At 47.4% G+C, this 17099-nt stretch carries 17 protein-coding genes; 10 read left to right on the forward strand and 7 right to left on the reverse strand.

The features are described 5' to 3' along the window. Positions 1–2: 2 nt before the first annotated feature. Positions 3–536 (reverse strand): RNA pyrophosphohydrolase, encoded by a 534-nt coding sequence (gene rppH / locus ACKPVM_RS13525; RefSeq protein WP_409309715.1) that lies wholly within the window; start codon positions 534–536, stop codon positions 3–5. A 698-nt stretch (positions 537–1234) separates the two neighbouring features. Here rppH and mutH point away from each other — a divergent pair. From mutH to ACKPVM_RS13545, 4 genes are all read left to right on the forward strand, one after another. After that, entirely contained in the window at positions 1235–1930 is a 696-nt protein-coding gene (mutH, locus tag ACKPVM_RS13530) for a DNA mismatch repair endonuclease MutH (RefSeq protein WP_409309717.1), read from the forward strand. Between the two features lie 115 nt (positions 1931–2045). Beyond that, the gene (locus ACKPVM_RS13535) at positions 2046–2762 is read left to right on the forward strand and encodes a TerC family protein (RefSeq protein WP_409309719.1); all 717 of its coding nucleotides are present in this window, start codon (positions 2046–2048) and stop codon (positions 2760–2762) included. Positions 2763–3031: 269 nt separating this feature from the next. After that, positions 3032–3250, forward strand: a complete 219-nt coding sequence (locus tag ACKPVM_RS13540; protein ID WP_409309721.1) for a YgdI/YgdR family lipoprotein — start codon at positions 3032–3034, stop codon at positions 3248–3250. 267 nt (positions 3251–3517) lie between these two features. Then, positions 3518–4558 (forward strand): NADP(H)-dependent aldo-keto reductase, encoded by a 1041-nt coding sequence (locus tag ACKPVM_RS13545; RefSeq protein WP_409309722.1) that lies wholly within the window; start codon positions 3518–3520, stop codon positions 4556–4558. 120 nt (positions 4559–4678) lie between these two features. Here ACKPVM_RS13545 and dcuC read toward each other — a convergent pair whose 3' ends face one another. Continuing rightward, a complete protein-coding gene (gene dcuC, locus ACKPVM_RS13550) occupies positions 4679–6046 on the reverse strand; it encodes a C4-dicarboxylate transporter DcuC (RefSeq protein WP_409309724.1) in 1368 nt (455 codons plus the stop codon). A gap of 140 nt (positions 6047–6186) precedes the next feature. Beyond that, positions 6187–7359, reverse strand: a complete 1173-nt coding sequence (metC, locus tag ACKPVM_RS13555) for a cystathionine beta-lyase (protein ID WP_409309726.1) — start codon at positions 7357–7359, stop codon at positions 6187–6189. A gap of 585 nt (positions 7360–7944) precedes the next feature. Here metC and purB point away from each other — a divergent pair. Together purB and ACKPVM_RS13565 are read left to right on the forward strand one after the other, a co-directional pair. Next, complete coding sequence (gene purB, locus ACKPVM_RS13560) at positions 7945–9312, forward strand: adenylosuccinate lyase (RefSeq protein WP_409309728.1); 1368 nt, start codon at positions 7945–7947, stop codon at positions 9310–9312. Between the two features lie 147 nt (positions 9313–9459). After that, the gene (locus ACKPVM_RS13565) at positions 9460–10842 is read left to right on the forward strand and encodes an MmgE/PrpD family protein (protein WP_409309730.1); all 1383 of its coding nucleotides are present in this window, start codon (positions 9460–9462) and stop codon (positions 10840–10842) included. A 102-nt stretch (positions 10843–10944) separates the two neighbouring features. Here ACKPVM_RS13565 and ACKPVM_RS13570 read toward each other — a convergent pair whose 3' ends face one another. The 4 genes from ACKPVM_RS13570 to trmB form a co-directional block, all read right to left on the reverse strand. Continuing rightward, positions 10945–11820: a LysR family transcriptional regulator gene (locus ACKPVM_RS13570; protein WP_409309732.1), complete on the reverse strand. Its 876-nt coding sequence runs from the start codon at positions 11818–11820 to the stop codon at positions 10945–10947. A 70-nt stretch (positions 11821–11890) separates the two neighbouring features. Beyond that, positions 11891–12601 carry a YggN family protein gene (locus ACKPVM_RS13575; RefSeq protein WP_409309796.1) on the reverse strand — a complete coding sequence of 237 codons (711 nt, stop codon included), beginning with the start codon at positions 12599–12601 and terminating at the stop codon, positions 11891–11893. Positions 12602–12713: 112 nt separating this feature from the next. After that, the gene (locus ACKPVM_RS13580; protein ID WP_409309734.1) at positions 12714–13058 is read right to left on the reverse strand and encodes a YggL family protein; all 345 of its coding nucleotides are present in this window, start codon (positions 13056–13058) and stop codon (positions 12714–12716) included. A 1-nt stretch (position 13059) separates the two neighbouring features. Beyond that, the gene (trmB, locus tag ACKPVM_RS13585; RefSeq protein ID WP_409309736.1) at positions 13060–13779 is read right to left on the reverse strand and encodes a tRNA (guanosine(46)-N7)-methyltransferase TrmB; all 720 of its coding nucleotides are present in this window, start codon (positions 13777–13779) and stop codon (positions 13060–13062) included. 165 nt (positions 13780–13944) lie between these two features. Here trmB and mutY point away from each other — a divergent pair, with 165 nt between their 5' ends. From mutY to ACKPVM_RS13605, 4 genes are all read left to right on the forward strand, one after another. Then, complete coding sequence (gene mutY / locus ACKPVM_RS13590; RefSeq protein ID WP_409309737.1) at positions 13945–15018, forward strand: A/G-specific adenine glycosylase; 1074 nt, start codon at positions 13945–13947, stop codon at positions 15016–15018. Between the two features lie 28 nt (positions 15019–15046). Continuing rightward, positions 15047–15319 (forward strand): oxidative damage protection protein, encoded by a 273-nt coding sequence (locus tag ACKPVM_RS13595; RefSeq protein ID WP_409309739.1) that lies wholly within the window; start codon positions 15047–15049, stop codon positions 15317–15319. 53 nt (positions 15320–15372) lie between these two features. After that, a complete protein-coding gene (mltC, locus tag ACKPVM_RS13600; RefSeq protein ID WP_409309741.1) occupies positions 15373–16446 on the forward strand; it encodes a membrane-bound lytic murein transglycosylase MltC in 1074 nt (357 codons plus the stop codon). 229 nt (positions 16447–16675) lie between these two features. Then, the gene (locus tag ACKPVM_RS13605; RefSeq protein ID WP_409309743.1) at positions 16676–17086 is read left to right on the forward strand and encodes a DUF2628 domain-containing protein; all 411 of its coding nucleotides are present in this window, start codon (positions 16676–16678) and stop codon (positions 17084–17086) included. Positions 17087–17099: the final 13 nt, after the last annotated feature.

Raw genomic sequence — 17099 nt, forward strand, 5'->3', positions numbered from 1 at the left:
AATTACCCTCTTTTTCGTCGAGGACCGGACGGAGGTACCATCCGCGCCGCCGCACTCTCCTGAAGTTGTATCACCGGGCTGATAAATTCTTTCATCACACGACGGTAAACGTCACGCTTAAAAGACACAACCTGACGAACCGGATACCAATAACTGACCCAACGCCAACCATCAAACTCAGGTGTACCGCTGCTTTGCATATTGATATCAGACTCATTACACATCAGTTGTAACAGGAACCATTTTTGCTTTTGGCCAATACAGACCGGTTTAGTATCCCAACGCACCAAACGTTTCGGTAATTTATAGCGTAGCCAGTTGCGGGTAGATGCCAAAACTCGGACATCTTTTTTCTTCAACCCCACTTCTTCAAACAGCTCACGAAACATCGCCTGCTCGGCGCTCTCACCGGGATTAATTCCCCCTTGAGGGAACTGCCAGGAGTGTTGACCGTAACGACGAGCCCACAAGACCTGCCCCTGCCGATTACAAATTACGATACCCACATTCGGGCGGTAGCCATCATCATCGATCACCGGACTACCTCGATAAACTTTAAATGCAAAGATGACCTGATTGTTTCACACTCGCGGCAGGCGGTAAACCACTGCTTGGTACGGTTATCACTCTAATAAAAGAGAGATAACCCACAGATTGAACCAAAGTTATAAACATGTGTGAACGGATAATCACGGTTTATTCACTATTTCTGTGGACATCTTTGTGCAGAACCCATGAAAAAGTGAGTAAAACTCATTTTATATAGATAGAAAATCACTATTCACTTAAAAAAATAGTGATTATTTTTCATTACATTAAGCCAATTGTTCACAGTAATATCACTGAAAAAAATCGCTATTGAATGATGGTCAACATAACGCTGGTGAAAGATCGTGCTATGCCGATTTTATCCACAGACGCGATGGTAACATCAGATAATAAATGAGCAAAAACAGCAAAAAACCGTGACGTCAAGGCTGTAAATCGAACCAGTAATCTATCTTCATGCCGGTTATCCAAGAAATCTGTGGATAACCTAGTGTAAGATCCTGTTCATTGTTGGTTTCTACACGTGCACAATTTACACAACACGGTTCGACCTGCTTCTACGCAATGAAAAAAAACGCTATGAATCATGCTATTATTAACTTTCTCGGTCGCCGATCGGGCAATAGGTTCATGTTTCTCACCCGCTGTATTTTTTTTGAGCGGAAAATATCAGGTTAGGCACGCTATGCATTCACCGTCCGTTTTTATTGCCCCCCCCCATAATGAACAGGAATTGCTCCTGCGTGCCCAGTCGCTTGCAGGATACAATCTGGCTGAGCTGGCCTGTATTGCACAGTTACCACTACCTGCTAACCTGAAGCGAGATAAAGGCTGGATTGGCATCCTGCTGGAACGTTTTCTGGGAGCCAGCGCAGGCAGTAAACCTGAACAGGACTTCCCCGATATCGGTATTGAACTGAAAACCATCCCTATCGATGAACAAGGTCGCCCACTGGAAACAACGTTTGTCTGTGTCGCGCCCTTAACCGGAAATAGCGGCGTTACCTGGGAAAGCAGTCATGTCAGGCATAAACTGGCGCGTGTGCTGTGGATCCCGGTTGAGGGTTTGCGATCAATTCCGTTAGGTGAACGTCGGATCGGGACACCGCTCATTTGGAGCCCAAGTGAAGAAGAAGAACGTCAACTTCGCGGTGACTGGGAAGAACTGATGGACTTAATTGTGCTGGGAAAGGTCGAAAGCATCACGGCTCGTCATGGAGAAGTGCTGCAATTACGCCCCAAAGCAGCCAATAGCCGTGCGCTGACGGAAGCCATTGGCGAATTTGGTCAACCGATCATGACGCTACCACGCGGGTTTTACCTGAAAAAAACCTTTACTGCTCCTCTGCTGGCACGTCACTTTTCTCTTGATAATCAATGAAATTAAGAGAAAAAAGAGGAAGAAATAGCCACCGCCGACCATACTTTCACTTGCCTGCCTACTCATGTAGCGGCGTATAATACTGTTTACGTTTCGTTTAAGGTGTATTGATATAATGTTTGATTGGATTGTTGATCCGAATGCCTGGTTAGCGCTAGGGACGCTAACTATTCTGGAAATTGTTCTTGGCATCGACAACATTATCTTCCTGTCGTTGGTTGTTTCTAAACTACCGAAAGCCCAACAAAATAAAGCACGCCGTATCGGCCTGATGGGTGCCATGCTGATGCGTTTGGGGCTATTAGCTTCAATCGCCTGGGTTGTCCGCCTGACCAATCCTTTATTTACCGTAATGGGCAATGATATTTCACTGCGCGATCTGATCCTGTTTTTCGGAGGATTGTTCCTAATCTGGAAATCAAGCAAGGAAATTCATGAAACCGTAGAGGGAAGCTCAGAAGAGCACGTCTCACAGGTACACTCTTTCTTCGGCGCTATCGTGCAAATCATGCTGTTAGATATTATTTTCAGCCTGGATTCTGTAATTACAGCAGTAGGGCTTTCCGATCATCTGTTTATTATGATGGCTGCGGTGGTTATCGCGGTTGGTGTCATGATGTTCTCTGCCCGCGCCATCGGAGAATTTGTTGATCGTCATCCGTCTGTCAAAATGTTGGCGCTGTCATTCCTGATCCTGGTAGGTTTTACGCTGATCCTGGAAAGCTTCGACATTCATGTACCGAAAGGTTACATCTATTTTGCCATGTTCTTCTCTATGTCGGTTGAAGCACTCAACCTGCTACGTGGTAAGAAAGCGAAAACCACAGATTAAATTCGGCGGGTTAACATCCTCTTTCGTGCCTGCCTATCATTGGCGGGCACAAGAAAAAAGAACACAGTCAGGAACGAACTCCCCTCAACCACGTTGGGATAATGTAATTTAATCCTTCGCTCTGACACATCGTCTTGCGCACCGTAACCAAAATTAACCATTGCCGTATTAATTTTTTCCATTATTCCTACTTAACCTCTAGAGACTCTTTGCTAGACTCACCTCATCACCTTCAGTTTTTTTGTTGTCTAAAACAGGTAAATAATGAGATGAAAGTACGGTTAAAACTGGCAGTAACACTGGCTTTAGTATTCACGCTTTGTGGGTGTTCCAGCCAGTATGTCATGGCAACAAAAGAAGGTCAGATGATATTAACCCAAAACAAACCAGTATTAGATAAAGACACTGGAATGCTCAGTTACATTGATGAGCAAGGTAATGAAAAACAGATTAACAGCGATAATATTTCCCAGATTATCGCTCGCTAATGAAGAGATACGTCGTCCCCGGCAGACCAACGTCTTCAACAATCAGAGAGTAAAGAGACTTCCCCACATCGCACAGCTTCGTTATAGTCAAATTCAGGTGTGTCATCCCAAATCATCTCTCGTTGCAGGAAAGCGACAACGACGTTTGCTGTAGCCCTTAAAGGCGAGCCCATAAGTTGGCAGAGTCCCAAAGCCAACGTATCTGCAATGAGAAATGGATGGGATGGTTATACGCCTGCTATTTTCAGACATACAAGGAAGCTGGCAATGCAATATCACCGTATTCCCCATAGCTCTTTAGAAGTCAGTGTGCTGGGCCTTGGCACGATGACCTTTGGCGAACAAAATAGTGAAGCCGAAGCGCACGCACAATTGGATCACGCCATTGCCGCAGGTGTTAACCTGATTGATACAGCAGAAATGTACCCTGTTCCACCACGTCCGGAAACCCAGGGGCTAACCGAAAGCTACATTGGTTCGTGGCTGAAATCCCGAGGTGGGCGCGAGAAGCTCATTATCGCGAGTAAGGTTGCTGGCCCCGTGCGTGGTAACGATAGTGCGATACGTCATCAGCAGGCATTGGATCGTAAGAACATCCGCGATGCACTGGATGCCAGTCTGACGCGCCTGAACACCGATTACATCGATTTATACCAACTACATTGGCCACAGCGTCAAACCAACTGCTTTGGTAAGTTGTCATATCAATATACCGAGGACAAACCAGCGGTCACTTTGTTAGAAACGCTGGAAGCTTTAAATGAACAGGTCAGAGCAGGTAAAATCCGCTACGTCGGCGTGTCCAATGAAACACCATGGGGCGTGATGCGCTATCTGCATCTGGCTGAAAAACACGACCTGCCGCGCATTGTGTCAATTCAAAATCCGTACAGCTTGCTCAACCGAAGTTTTGAAGTGGGACTGGCAGAAATCAGTCAGTACGAAGGGATTGAATTACTGGCGTACTCGTCGCTGGCTTTCGGAACGCTGACGGGAAAATACCTCAATGGTGCCAAACCAGCAGGAGCTCGTCATACCCTTTACAGCCGTTTCACACGCTATACCGCACCTCATGCTCAACAGGCGACTGCCGAATATGTCGCACTGGCGCAGAAACATGGTTTAGACCCTGCACAAATGGCGCTGGCATTTGTTCGTCAGCAACCGTTTGTTGCAACAACACTATTGGGTGCCACATCGGTCGATCAGCTCAAGATTAATCTGGCAAGCCAGGAGCTAACGCTAAGCCGTGAGATTCTTGATGAACTGGAAGCTATTCACCGCCGATTTACGTTCCCGGCACCTTAATCCCCCCATAAACGCCTCACCCGTTGCGGGTGAGGCGTTTATTATTACCATTGGTTACGACAGTTGGTTACTACACTTGCCGTACTTCGTTATTGGTGTCTTTCCTCTGGTTAAACGTCATCATCCCAGATAAATAAACGTCATAACGAGATTAACGACTGCTGCAACCGCCATCGGAATCGCAGTACGTTTGACAATCTGGAACGGCGATACGTTGGCAATCCCTGCTATTGCGACTATTGCGGCAGTAATGGGCGATACCGTTCGGCCAAAGCTGGTCATAATTTGCATTGGCAGAATGAGTGTCACCACATCTACTTTCAGGAACAGCGCTATTTTTGGTGTTAACGCGGCGAAAGAAAAGAAAGCCGCATTACCCGACCCCATCAAAAACGCCGCCAGTGCGAGAATAATGCTCATAACGATAATCATCGCGGCGACACCGAAACCTGCATCCTGCGCTGCGCTGATCAACGTATCCACCGCGCCGACTTTCAACAAGCCATTAGCGAACACTTCACCGCAGACAATCAGCGAAACCACCAGCACAAATTGTTTACCCATTCCTTCAAAAAACAGCATAAAGCTGTCCATCACCGCTTTTGCACTTCTCAAACGCACATATTCAAACAGTAGCGCCACAACGGTGCTGATGATCATCGCAGTGGTAACATCCATTTTGATGCTGGAATGGAAAATAGGGCTAAAACCAATAATCAGAACCAATGGCACAACCGGAAGTAATGCATAAACCAAGGGTGGCCGACTGTGATCGTTATGATCGATCTTGTCTAACGTGTCCTGATTAAACACAAAACCTTCCCGTTTATCCCACCAACGTTGCGCCACAAAATGCGCTACGGCTACCGCCAGAATGATAGGGATAGTCACCGGCAACTGGTGCTGGACAAAATAGACCGCAGGATCGATACCTGCCGTTTTGGCCGCCATAATCACGTTACCCGAGCCAGGCCCATGATCGATAAACTGACAGGAACCGATCACCGCCAGTGCTGACAGCGGACTCACGCCAGTACGAATCAGAATAGGATACATCGTCACCATCAACAACATACCAAGACCGGCATGGCTGGGAATGAAAATCACCAGTACCTGAGTCACAAAAAATGAGACCACCAGCAATAAATAGGGAGAACGTACTGACTTCAGCGGCCTTTCAAAGACGGCAAACAACGCCTTGCTCGCCCCCACATGGTCCATATAACGTGAAAAACCGGCAATGGCCATCAACGTCAGCCCCAGTCCGGCCAAACGTGAACTTAACAGATCGCTGAATACCTTGAAGATATCGAAAAACTCAAAATTCGTTGTGGTTTTTTCCGGCAGCAACGGAGAAATATCAAACGCTACCGTTAATCCCATGAGTAACAATCCCCCCAGCAACAGAACCGGCTGGGGTTTATATCCTTTCGCCAACATATAGATGACCAGAGCGGTCACCAATAATGCAAGAATGACACCGAGCATAACGTTTCCTCATCTCAACAGAACTGAACACCGTCTATACCCGTCATATTTCGAGCTGCATCCACGTCGCTTTTATGCAGCTCGAATGACCAAGGTATATACAGGCGTAGGAAGGAAAAACTCCCTTACGCCAGTGAAAATCAGGCGTTCAACGCCCGGATCCCTTGTTGCAGATCGGCCAGCAGATCATTCACATCCTCCAACCCAATGTGGAAACGAATAAACTGCCCATGCTGGCTCCAGTCCGTCGCCGTACGAGCGCCGTTGACATTGGCTGGTAATACTAAACTTTCAAATCCTCCCCATGACGCCCCGATACCAAACAACGTCAAGGCATCAATAAAGGCCTCTGCGTGAGCCTGGGTATATTGAGATTTCAGCTCGATGGTCAACAAACCATTCGCTCCCTTGCAATCACGTTGATAGAGCTCATACCGTGGATGATCTTCCAACCCTGGGAAATACACTTTTTCAACTTCAGGACGCTGTTGTAGCCACTTCGCTACCGTCAACGCACTCTGTCCGTGAACAGAAAGTCGGGCACCGAGGGTCCTCATGCCGCGAAGAACTAACGAAACATCATCTGGGCTACATGCTTGCCCAATGGCTTCAGGCAGATCGCCAATCTGTTTCCATGCGGCTTCCGTCGCAACCATGATGCCCATCATCACATCGGAATGGCCGCACAGGTATTTGGTGGCAGCGATAACAGAAACATCAGCCCCTAACGCCAGCGGGTTATACAACCATGCCGAGCCCCAGGTGTTATCTACTGCGACTGGAATACCGCGAGCATGGGCAATACGACAAATCTCTGGCAGATCCAGCATTTCATACAGCAAAGATCCTGGGGATTCAGCAAACACCAGTTGTGTTTCCGGGCGCAATTTTTCTTCAAAATCACTACCATCGGTTTTGAAAAAGTCATAACTGATTTTGTTTGGCTGTAAAAAGAGTTTGGCAATTTTACGAACAGGCTCATAAACAGAATCAGCGAACAATACGTGGCCACCAGCGTGGGCATAGCCCATAATGGTTACTGCGATAGCGGCCAGCCCGGTTGAAAATAACTGGGCGCGATAGCCACCTTCCAATTCAGTCACAAGCGATTCAAGTGCAAAGGTCGTCTCCGTACCGCGGGCTCCGTAGCTGAGCAAGCGTTCAGTTTCTCTACGGTTACGCACATCTCGCCAAGTCGAAAGGGAATCAAAAAGAATCGTACTGGCTCTCATTACGGGTGGGTTGACCGGACCAATGCTACGGGACTGTCCTCTACCGCCGTGAATAAGTCGGGTTTTAGGCTGTTGGCTCATTATTATTTTCTCCTCGATATACAGTATTTTTTGCATATTGAGTCATCACCCGGTTTTGAAAATTGTTATAAAAAAGCAAAAGAAATACTCTGGCACCTAAAAAGTGCTTTTAATTATTTTCAAACCAGAAATGATTCAATATATCCAGACTATCTATTTTGAACCTACCACTGAATAATTCGATTAAAAACCGGGTGAAAACAAAATATAGATCCTCGTCGCAATTTAAAACATTAATTAAATTAAACGACATTAAAGAACAGCTTATGATTATATTTAATTAAATAAAAAACAATGAGTTACACAAAACCAAAAACAAATAAACAACATTAAATTCACAGTAAAATCAACAACCAGCCATACAAAAAACAAATATTAGATATTTTAAAAAACACTCCAATATTACTAATGTAATATCACTAACCAAGGTCTTGATCATCTTTCATTATTATTAGAAACTAAATTCAACATGGATATATAACTCCATCAAAAACCATAAGCCTTTCATATATTAGCAATGCGTATTTCGGTGAATGCTTTCACCGATCTGTTTTTTAAACGAATCCATTATCAGGAGATAAAAGTATGTCTACGAGCGTTTTTGATTCTGTCCTGCTAAAAAATTTATGGTCCACGGAAGAAATGCGTCAGGTTTTTTCTGATGATGTACGTATGCAAATGTGGCTGGACTATGAAGCCGCACTCGCTATCGAACAGGCTCAACTGGGAATCATCCCTCAGGAAGCTGCTGATGAAATTGTCGCCTGCGCAAAAATTGAACGCATGGACATGAATTTCATCCTTGAACAAGTGCGCCTGACCAAGCATCCCTTGGTACCGACAATTCGTGGCCTCGAACACGCCTGTGGCAATGGTTTCGGCGAATATGTGCATTTTGGGCCCACCACGCAAGACGTGATGGATACCGGGATGGTGCTACAGTTTAAAATGGCGCAAAACATCTTTCTGCGCGACCTGAAGATCATTGGTCGTTCTCTACTGACGCTATCGGAACAGCACCGTAATACGTCCATGGCGGGACGGACGTTGGCTCTACAGGCCATTCCTATCACATTCGGCCACAAAACGGCGATTTGGCTGGCAGAACTGATGCGCCATCATGAACGATTGGTTCAATTGGCTCCACGTCTGTTTGTCGGCAGCGTTGTCGGTGCCGTAGGAACAAAAGCATCGTTCGGTGAACAGGCTGATGAACTGGAAAAACGCGTACTGTCACGTCTGGGTTTGGGCGTTCCAGAAATCTCCTGGCAACCTGCTCGTGACCGCTTCTGCGAATATGGCATGGTGCTCGGAATGATCTCCGCAACGCTAGGTAAAATCGCGAATGAAATCCTGCTATTAGCACACAATGAATTTGATGAAGTGGCTGAGCCCTTCGATAAAGGGCAAGTTGGCTCTTCCACGATGCCGCATAAACGTAACCCGGCCATTACCGAAAACGCGTCATGCGTTAGTAACACACTGAAAGGCAACGTCTCCATTTTGCTTGATTTGATGAAACATCAGCACGAACGTGATGGCGCTATCTGGAAAATGGAATGGAAAGTTCTGCCAGAAATCTGCCTGATGCTCTCGGTGATTATGGATAACATGAAGTTCACGCTGTCTGGATTGATCGTGAAAAAGGACAAGATGCGGAAAAATCTCGATCTTCTCGGCGGCTTTATGCTGGCAGAACGCGTCATGTTTGCCCTATCAGAAAAAGTAGGCAAACAAACCGCTCATGAGCTGGTATATGAAGCGTCAATGCATGGTCTGGAAGAGGGGGGCACCTTTGCTCAGGCGCTCTCTGAAGATAAACGAATCCAGGAGGTACTGACACAACAAGAATTGGACGCCGTTCTGGATCCGACCACTTATGTCGGCAATGCACCGGAACAAATCGATCATCTCGTCGCTCAGGTGAAAGCCAGCGGTTGGTTAGACAAATAAGTCTTTACGCCTGAATACTCGTTATCCGTGAATTAACGGTTGATCCAGGAATAACGGGGCTGTATCCGGCTCCGTTATTCCTCTGCACTCACCCGTCTTGCCACGCGAGCGCCACACGCCCTATCAGGAACATCTGGAACCCGAACCATGACCTACAGCGAACAATTAAGCCAATTCATCACCACCCTGAGTTTTGAAAACATTCCGTCCCCTGTCATCGAACGGGCAAAACTACACCTCCTGGATACACTGGGCGTCGCACTGGCGGGATCGATACAAGAGAACGGCATCAATGGCCGCAACGGTTTAAACGCCATGCCCAACACCGGGGGAAAATGTCACGTCTGGGGAAGCCAGTTCAAACTTTCGCCAGCTTATGCCGCGTTGGCTAACGGCATTGCTGCTCATGCTCTGGATTTCGATGACACTCATACAGATTCTATTGTCCATGGTAGTGCGGTACTGACGCCGCTAGTCATGGCATTAGCGGAAGATCTGGAAATTGACGGGAAATCGCTGTTGACGGCATACATTGCAGGATGGGAAGTCGCCGCCAGAGTAGGTATGGCATCAAAAGGTGGGTTCCATAAGCGCGGTTTCCATTCTACCGCCATTGGCGGCATCTTCGGCGCCGTTTGCAGCAGCGCATACTTACTCAAATTGACACCACAAGCGTGCGCACATGCGATAGGTTTGGCCGGAAGCCAGGCTGCCGGAATCGCAGAGTACCTCACCAACAGTTCCGCAGCCAAATGCTTCCATGCAGGTTGGGCCGCCCATTCAGGCATACTTTCCGCTTATCTGGCTAACAGTGGGCTAACCGGACCATTGACGCTTTTTGAAGGTCGCTACGGTCTCTATGTTACTCATGGCATACAACAAGAAGCCGTTCCACAAGACGTTTGTACTGATTTAGGCCAACGCTGGGAAATGCTGCGCGTATCGATCAAGCCTTACCCATGTTGCCACTTTGCTCATGCGACCGTAGATTGTGCCAGAATGCTGCGCCAGGATGGTGTGTTGCCTGAAGATATCGAGCACATCCATTGCGTGGTCGATCCCATCGCCGCCGCGTTAATCTGTGAACCACCGGAAACCAAATTCGAACCGAATACGCCATATGCCGCCAAATTCAGCCTTCCCTATCTGGTTGCCTCCGGCATGATCGACGATCGTCTTAACCTGACATCATTTCAGCCACAACAGTTAATCCGCGCCGATGTGAAGGCATTGGCGAAACGCGTGTCTTACCGTTATTGCGAAGCAGGTGAAATCCCCTTCCCGACTTACTTCCCTGGATTTATCGACGTTACGTTGAAAAACGGCTCGGTTATGACCAAGCGATTGGATATCAATTATGGTAATCCAGAAAATCCAATGAAACGTAGCGATGTCGAACAGAAATTCCGGGACAACGCCAGCCATGTTCTGACTGAACAAGCAATAGAAAAAGTAATTGAGTTGGTAGCAAAGATTGAACACCAGCCAGTAGCCGAACTCGCCGAATGGCTCACACGCGTAAAACCGTAAGACAGCATTCCAACAATAATAAGCAGTTTCCACGATACCCTTTGCCCTTATCTATTGCTAACCAGGATAAGGGCTTTTTTATAACGAAATATCGCTCCGGCATTACATAAACGAATTCTCACCGCGTAACGATTCAAACAGCACTTTGGCCGCCTTCTGTTGGCTATTATTGCGCATATACAGGTTGTACTTAATATCCGGTAAATGGGGTAAACCGTCTGCTTCGCCCAGCACCTTTAGATCGTCACCCAGCAATTCAAGCGAACGTGCCATCACGCCTAAACCAGCACGGACTGCCGCTCTGGCACCGGATAATGTGGTGGCTACATAGGCAATTCGCCAGGGAATACCGGCCTGATCGAGGTGGGTAATCGCCATATTGCGATAAGTGCTAGGTTCATCCAACGCGACTAATGGCAGGGGGTTATCAAGCGTAAATTCATAATTAGCGCCACAAAACCATAGCGATGGCGAAGCTCTTAACACCAAACTGGGGTAGTCGACACTTTCAACCGTAGAAATGGCCATATCCACTTCATCATTTTTCAGCATCTCCATCAAAAACGGACTGCGTTTAACCACAATCTCAATAACCAACCGTGGATAAGCCTTTGAAAAACGAGACAGCAACTCAGGTAAAATCGTATCTGCCGTATCATCGGGTGAACCGATGCGCAGCACGCCATCGACATCGTCATACATCAGCGACAGCCAAGCCTCATCATTCAAACGAAGGATGCGGCGCGCATACCCCAGCATTTTCACGCCGTGCTCAGTCAGCGCTTTATTACGCCCATTACGCCCAAACAACTCTTTACCGACCAATGATTCCAGACGCTGCATTTGTTGGCTAACAGCAGACTGCGTCCGATGCACAGATTCCGCTGCGGCAGCAAAACTATTTCCGTCAACAACAGCAATGAAGGTGCGCAGTAAATCCAACTCCAGGTTTGGAATAGAACGTTTCATATGTTCCATAGTGCAACTCGTAAACGGTAATCAAAAAATGACGTTAAAAGTCTGACAGTCCAAATAGCAACCGCCTCAGCTAAAGAGACTGCAATAAACGTTTTCGCTCATTCTCCAGCGACGTGACTCGACTGCACACATCACGGCCAAAACGCTGAAACTCCATTTCCTGATTATTCCATTCGGTCTGAATCGCTTGCTGCAAGCCACCGAGGTTGCCCATCATCGCCTGCAATGGGTTACCGCCGCTGGACATTTGTTTTACCCCCATTTCATTCAGACTGTCCTGCAAAACGCCGCCTATACTCTGTTGCACAAGCTGTTTACCATCCTGCTCAACCTGTTTGATCGCCTGATGGTGAAAGGTTAATCCATCGTTACGGTGCTCAATGATGCGATTCATCTGTTGCTTGAGCTGCTTATCCAACGTCGTCAACCGGTTACGCACATTACTATCGCTCCCCAGTTCCTGGACAATTATTTTATCCAGCGCGACTCGCGCTTTTTCCAGATGTTGATAAGCGCCCTGATCAATCCATGGGATTTGCTGACGCAGATTAGCCTGATAGGACTGCGATAGCTGACGCTGTGAAGCATTGAGCGTGAGTGGCGAGCCATTACGAACGATGTCGCCTTGTGGTGAAATCTGTAAATTCCCGCTGGCTCCAACCACCTGTACAGACTGAGGGCTAATAATGATATCGTCCTGCGGATTAACACTACATTGGTATTCGGCCTGAGCGTGCCAGGACAATAACATCAGTAAACCGAAAGCTATTTTACGCAACATATTTTCTCCTGAAGAAAACAACGACAGCGGCAGAAAAGAGACAATCGCCCAGAATACGGCAGATAATGCCGGAACCCCAACGGCTCGGGCATTATCGGACTCAGGAAAGAAATTACAGCAGGTTTTCCGGCAGTTCCCACCAGATATCAAACAATTCACTCACCTTTACATCCGTCAGTTTCTGTTCTTCCAACCAGCGACTAATGAGTTGGCGGTGTTCATCGGTACAATGGCCGATTTTCTGAAGACAGATCAGACCTTCCCATTGCAGATAACCACTGCCTTCAAACGCCAGACCGTTTGGCTCAATGACATCATCAACAAACTTATCCATCATCCGGTCGATATCTTCAACGCTGGTCCCGTCAGGAAAACGCCAACTGACAGAAAAACCCAACTCTTGAAATTCATCAATGTGCAGTTTTTTACGCAAACGACGGCTACGAGCTTGTGCCATTTTATCTCACCCTCTCAAACATCAGATCCCAAACACCATGCCCCAAACGCTGGCCACGAACTTCAAATTTTGTTAACGGACGGGACGCCGGCCGTTCAACGTAGTCATTATTACCAGAAAGATTACGATAATCCGCGACAGCACTCATCACTTCGAGCATATGCTGCGCATAAGGTTCCCAATCTGTTGCCATATGAAACACTCCGCCGATCGCCAGCTTACGCCGTACCAATTCAACAAAAGGCGTCTGCACAATACGACGCTTGTTGTGCCGTGCTTTATGCCACGGATCGGGGAAAAAAAGCTGAACCATCGACAACGCCCCGTCAGGGATCATCGTTTCCAATACTTCCACCGCGTCGTGACACATCACTCGCAAATTACTAATATCGGATTCTTGTGCGGAAGAAAGACACGCGCCCACACCGGGCAAATGCACTTCAATCCCCAGAAAATTCTGTTCTGGATGCTGGGCGGCCATGGTCACCAACGAGGCCCCCATACCAAAACCGATTTCCAAAACGACGGGCGCATCGCGACCAAACAGTGAAGTGAATACCAGCGGTTCAGTCTGGTATTCCACGCCCATCACCGGCCAATAGTTATCCAGCGCCAGTTGTTGCCCGTTGGTCAAACGTCCCTGGCGACGCACAAAACTGCGGATACGACGCAGCGGGCGTCCGTTTTCATCAAATTCCGGTGAAATGACGTTGTTAATCATAAAGAGTGCTTACTGTCTGTCCGATTTCATTGAGGAAACGCGCATTATGCAAGGATACTGTGGTTTAGCAAGTCTGCTGCCTCGGAAAGTTCCGGTTTACAGCACATTCACTCTGTGCTGGAATCGCTGTCAAACTTTTTACCTGCCGGATAGTGATTCCATTTTATGATGCAAGCGCAACAGTTCGCGCACCAGGTGCTGAACTGGTACCAGCGTTATGGCCGCAAAACCCTGCCATGGCAGCTTGAGAAAACGCCCTACAAAGTATGGCTGTCCGAAGTGATGTTGCAACAAACTCAAGTCACAACAGTCATTCCTTATTTCCAACGTTTCATGGCTCATTTTCCTGATGTGAACGCACTGGCGGCAGCACCGTTGGATGAGGTTCTTCATTTATGGACGGGGCTTGGCTATTACGCACGTGCCCGTAATTTGCACAAAGCGGCACAACGTATTGCCACACACCACGGAGGCGAATTCCCGACGACGTTCGAAGAAATCGCAGATTTACCGGGCGTTGGTCGCTCGACGGCTGGTGCGATATTGTCCCTCTCGCTAGGGCAGCATTACCCTATTCTGGATGGAAACGTAAAACGCGTTCTGGCTCGCTGCTATGCCATCGAGGGTTGGCCTGGCAAGAAAGACGTCGAGAAGCGTCTATGGACCATCAGCGAAAACGTTACACCAGCCGAAGGTGTCAGCCAGTTTAACCAAGCCATGATGGATTTGGGCGCGATGGTATGCACCCGAAGTCGTCCCAAATGTGATTTGTGTCCCCTTAACCTCGGCTGTATTGCATATGCCAACCACAGTTGGGCCCAATATCCCGGCAAAAAACCTAAACAAACACTCCCTGAAAAAACGGGCTGGTTTCTGCTATTACAGCAGGGTTCAAAAGTATGGCTGCAACAGCGCCCTGCCGTGGGCTTATGGGGAGGATTATTTTGCTTCCCGCAGTTCAGTGAACGAAATGAATTGGAACAATGGGTACAACAACACGGTCTGAACGTTAACGCGCTACAGCAACTGAATGCGTTTCGCCATACATTTAGCCATTTTCATCTGGATATCGTGCCGCTTTGGCTGAATGTTTCAGAACAAGAACCGTCACACAAAAGCGCCTGCATGGATGAAGGCGCAGGTCTCTGGTATAACTTAGCTCAGCCGCCTTCTGTCGGACTCGCTACCCCGGTTGAGCGCCTGCTACGGGAACTGGCCCAGCCACAGTCAGCAAATTGAACGCTTGCGCAATTGATGAGGAAAAAGCATGAGCAGAACGATTTTTTGTACTTTTTTACAACGCGACGCTGAAGGGCAAGATTTTCAGCTCTATCCGGGCGATCTGGGGAAACGCATCTATAACGAGATCTCTAAAGAAGCCTGGGCACAATGGCAAACCAAGCAAACCATGCTGATTAATGAAAAGAAGCTCAGCATGATGAATGTCGCCGACCGCAAGCTACTGGAACAGGAAATGATCAAATTCCTGTTTGAAGGGAAAGACGTACACATCGAAGGCTATACGCCTCCGAGTCATTGATACCGCAGGGTCTGAAGACCCTGTTACGTCTTTATTCCGACACGGCTTTTTATATGAAGAAAATTTTAGCGCTACTGATTATCGCACCGTTGCTGGTTTCCTGTTCAGGGAACAAAAGCAGCACAAACAACGAAGAATTTATCAAGGACACCAATGCGTTCGATATTCTGATGGGGCAATTTGCCCACAACATTGAGAATATTTGGGGCATGAATGAAGTGCTGATCGCCGGGCCAAAAGATTACGTAAAATACACCGACCAATATCAGACACGTAGCCACATTAATTTTGACGCGGGCACGATCACCATTGAAACCATTTCAGCGACTAACTCGGTTGCCAGCCTGCGTCAGGCGATCATCACCACCCTGCTAATGGGGGATGACGCCACCAACACCGATCTTTATTCCGATGCCAATGATATTCAGATCAGTCGGGAACCCATGCTGTATGGTCAGGTACTGGATAACACAGGACAACCTATCCGTTGGGAAGGTAGAGCGGCCAGTTTTGCCGATTATCTGCTCCAGAGTCGCCTGCAAAAAAGAACGTCTGGATTGCATGTCATCTGGTCTGTCACAATCCAACTAGTGCCTAACCATCTGGACAAACGAGCGCATAAATATCTGCCGCTGGTGCGTAAAGCCGCAGAACGCTACGGTATTGAAGAGTCGTTGATTCTGGCGATCATGCAGACAGAATCCAGCTTCAACCCTTATGCGGTCAGCCGTTCTGATGCGCTCGGTCTGATGCAGGTAGTACAACACAGCGCAGGGCGTGATGTTTTCAAAATGAAAGGGAAATGGGGCCAGCCTAGCCGCAGTTATCTATTCGATCCAGAAAACAATATCGACGCCGGCACCGCTTACCTGTCAATTCTCAAGAACAGCTATCTGGCAGGAATTGAAAACCCGACGTCGAAACGCTATGCCGTTATCACCGCTTATAACGGCGGTGCAGGCAGCGTGTTGCGCGTTTTTTCCAGCGATCGGGAACGGGCGGTAGGCATTATCAACAACATGTCGCCAAGTGATGTCTACCAAACGCTGACAACTAAACACCCGTCAGGCGAATCTCGCCGCTATCTGTATAAAGTGAATACGGCACAGAAGAATTATCGTCGTTAATTCGCTGAACGCAGCGCGATCGGTTATTCCGGTTGCGCTGCGCCATCAGATTATTATGCTGAAAAACAGTTATCTAAAAACAGGTTATCTGAAGACACAACCAATTATCCCAAGTTAATTAAAAAAGAAAAATAAAATTTACGGTAGCAGTAAGAAAGAGCAAACGGTAGAATCTTTGCCGCAATACATGAATACCATACTATTGACGACATAAGAGGAAACACCCGTTATGGAAAACACCGTAGAGAAACAATATCCAGAGAAATGGCAAAAGCGCTTCGCATTTTATAAGGAATTTGGCGGACCAAGTACACAGGCCTATCATGCTGAATGTAAAAAACTCAGCTTTTCTCAAAGAATTTTAATTCGAGGTAACATAATTGCCTTCTTTTTTGGCCCAATATATTTTTTTGTTATTGGGTTATGGCGAAAAAATCTGGCGATATTAGGTATTGCCATTGTTGCCAACCTTATTATCGCACTTATTGAATACATGGTTGGCGCTACGCTTCCCGAACAGATGAACACCCCCATCGGCTTTATTTTCAGTGCCATCTGGGCATGCACCGCTAACTACGCCTACTATCTGAAAGAAACGCAGAACAGCAAAAGCTGGAACCCGTTTGAAGGTATATTTTAACGCGGTGGTTTAA

The sequence above is a fragment of the Pectobacterium hainanensis genome, from assembly GCF_046237015.1.
Lineage (GTDB): Bacteria > Pseudomonadota > Gammaproteobacteria > Enterobacterales > Enterobacteriaceae > JBJYIN01.

Coding starts and splice junctions, on each gene's coding strand:
- dcuC (WP_409309724.1), bottom strand. CDS start 6,046: ATGCTCGGTGTCATTCTTGCATTATTGGTGACCGCTCTGGTCATCTAT.
- mutY (WP_409309737.1), top strand. CDS start 13,945: ATGATGCAAGCGCAACAGTTCGCGCACCAGGTGCTGAACTGGTACCAG.
- ACKPVM_RS13605 (WP_409309743.1), top strand. CDS start 16,676: ATGGAAAACACCGTAGAGAAACAATATCCAGAGAAATGGCAAAAGCGC.
- ACKPVM_RS13565 (WP_409309730.1), top strand. CDS start 9,460: ATGACCTACAGCGAACAATTAAGCCAATTCATCACCACCCTGAGTTTT.
- ACKPVM_RS13595 (WP_409309739.1), top strand. CDS start 15,047: ATGAGCAGAACGATTTTTTGTACTTTTTTACAACGCGACGCTGAAGGG.
- trmB (WP_409309736.1), bottom strand. CDS start 13,779: ATGATTAACAACGTCATTTCACCGGAATTTGATGAAAACGGACGCCCG.
- ACKPVM_RS13545 (WP_409309722.1), top strand. CDS start 3,518: ATGCAATATCACCGTATTCCCCATAGCTCTTTAGAAGTCAGTGTGCTG.
- purB (WP_409309728.1), top strand. CDS start 7,945: ATGTCTACGAGCGTTTTTGATTCTGTCCTGCTAAAAAATTTATGGTCC.
- metC (WP_409309726.1), bottom strand. CDS start 7,359: ATGAGCCAACAGCCTAAAACCCGACTTATTCACGGCGGTAGAGGACAG.
- ACKPVM_RS13570 (WP_409309732.1), bottom strand. CDS start 11,820: ATGGAACATATGAAACGTTCTATTCCAAACCTGGAGTTGGATTTACTG.
- ACKPVM_RS13580 (WP_409309734.1), bottom strand. CDS start 13,058: ATGGCACAAGCTCGTAGCCGTCGTTTGCGTAAAAAACTGCACATTGAT.
- ACKPVM_RS13535 (WP_409309719.1), top strand. CDS start 2,046: ATGTTTGATTGGATTGTTGATCCGAATGCCTGGTTAGCGCTAGGGACG.
- mltC (WP_409309741.1), top strand. CDS start 15,373: ATGAAGAAAATTTTAGCGCTACTGATTATCGCACCGTTGCTGGTTTCC.
- ACKPVM_RS13575 (WP_409309796.1), bottom strand. CDS start 12,601: ATGTTGCGTAAAATAGCTTTCGGTTTACTGATGTTATTGTCCTGGCAC.
- mutH (WP_409309717.1), top strand. CDS start 1,235: ATGCATTCACCGTCCGTTTTTATTGCCCCCCCCCATAATGAACAGGAA.
- ACKPVM_RS13540 (WP_409309721.1), top strand. CDS start 3,032: ATGAAAGTACGGTTAAAACTGGCAGTAACACTGGCTTTAGTATTCACG.